Source organism: Streptomyces ipomoeae 91-03 (assembly GCF_000317595.1).
In the GTDB taxonomy this organism is placed as follows: domain Bacteria; phylum Actinomycetota; class Actinomycetes; order Streptomycetales; family Streptomycetaceae; genus Streptomyces; species Streptomyces ipomoeae.
The window spans coordinates 1-1,700 of record NZ_AEJC01000009.1 but is presented as its reverse complement, the minus strand read 5'-3'; the positions used below and the strand labels follow the sequence as shown (position 1 = coordinate 1,700).

The 1,700-nt window shown below is 70.1% G+C and carries 1 protein-coding gene; it reads left to right on the top strand.

Annotated features, from left to right (window positions below):
• Positions 1–86: 86 nt before the first annotated feature.
• Positions 87–1,532, top strand: a complete 1,446-nt coding sequence (obgE, locus tag STRIP9103_RS00530; RefSeq protein WP_009293486.1) for a GTPase ObgE — start codon at positions 87–89, stop codon at positions 1,530–1,532.
• The last annotated feature ends 168 nt before the right edge of the window (positions 1,533–1,700 follow it).

Genomic DNA, 1,700 nt, shown 5'->3' with positions numbered 1-1,700 from the left:
CCTCGCCGTGTTGCACGTAAGACATTCCCGTACAGATTTTCCCGTACGTTTCTGGTATCCCCGTACGTTTCTGGAGGCACTGAACCATGACCACCTTCGTGGACCGCGTCGAGCTGCATGTCGCCGCGGGTAACGGAGGTCACGGCTGTGCCTCCGTCCACCGTGAGAAGTTCAAGCCGCTGGGCGGTCCCGACGGCGGCAACGGCGGGCGTGGCGGCGACGTCATCCTGACCGTCGACCAGTCGATCACGACCCTCCTCGACTACCACCACTCCCCGCACCGCAAGGCCACCAACGGCAAGCCCGGCGAGGGCGGCAACCGGTCCGGCAAGGACGGACAGGACCTGGTCCTGCCGGTGCCGGACGGCACGGTGGTGCTCGACAAGCAGGGCAACGTCCTCGCCGACCTCGTCGGCCACGGCACCTCCTTCGTCGCCGCCCAGGGCGGCCGGGGCGGCCTCGGCAACGCGGCCCTCGCCTCGGCGCGGCGCAAGGCCCCCGGCTTCGCGCTGCTCGGGGAGCCCGGGGACCTGCGGGACGTCGTCCTGGAGCTCAAGACCGTCGCCGACGTGGCGCTGGTGGGCTACCCGAGCGCGGGCAAGTCCTCGCTGATCTCCGTACTGAGTGCGGCGAAGCCCAAGATCGCCGACTATCCGTTCACCACGCTCGTGCCGAACCTCGGTGTGGTGACCGCCGGTTCCACCGTCTACACCATCGCCGACGTCCCGGGGCTCATCCCGGGTGCCAGCCAGGGCAAGGGGCTGGGGCTGGAGTTCCTGCGGCACGTCGAGCGGTGCAGCGTGCTCGTGCATGTGCTGGACACCGCGACACTGGAGTCCGACCGGGACCCCGTCTCCGATCTGGACGTCATCGAGGCGGAGCTGCGGGAGTACGGCGGGCTGGACAACCGGCCGCGGATCGTCGTGCTGAACAAGATCGACGTGCCGGACGGCAAGGATCTCGCCGAGATGGTGCGGCCGGATCTGGAGGCCCGTGGGTACCGGGTCTTCGAGGTGTCGGCGGTCGCCCACTTCGGGCTGAAGGAGCTGTCCTTCGCGCTCGCCGATCTGGTCGCCCAGGCGCGGGCCGCCAAGCCGAAGGAGGAGGCCACCCGGATCGTCATCCGGCCCAAGGCCGTCGACGACGCCGGCTTCACGATCACGCGTGAGGAGATCGGCGGGGAGCCGCTGTTCCGGGTGCGGGGCGAGAAGCCGGAGCGCTGGGTGCGGCAGACCGACTTCAACAACGACGAGGCGGTCGGATATCTCGCCGACCGGCTGAACCGGCTGGGCGTCGAGGAAGAGCTGGTGAAGGCGGGGGCCCGGACGGGGGACGGTGTCGCCATCGGGCCCGAGGACAACGCCGTCGTCTTCGACTGGGAGCCGTCCGTTACCGCCGGGGCGGAGATGCTGGGCCGACGGGGCGAGGACCACCGGTTCGAGGCGCCCCGGCCGGCTGTGCAGCGCCGCCGGGATCGACAGGCGGAGCGGGACGAGATCGAGCAGGAGTACGACGACTTCGAGCCGTTCTAGGACCCGGTGGCTGTTGTCGGCCGGGGGTGGGCTGCCGCGCCCCAAGGGGTGCGGGGAACTGCGCGATCAGCCACACACAACCCGCAGTCGCCCTCCTGCGCATCCCTCCGAGCCATTGGGCACCCCACCCCACCACAGGCACCCCACCCCCCGAACAGCAAGAAAGGG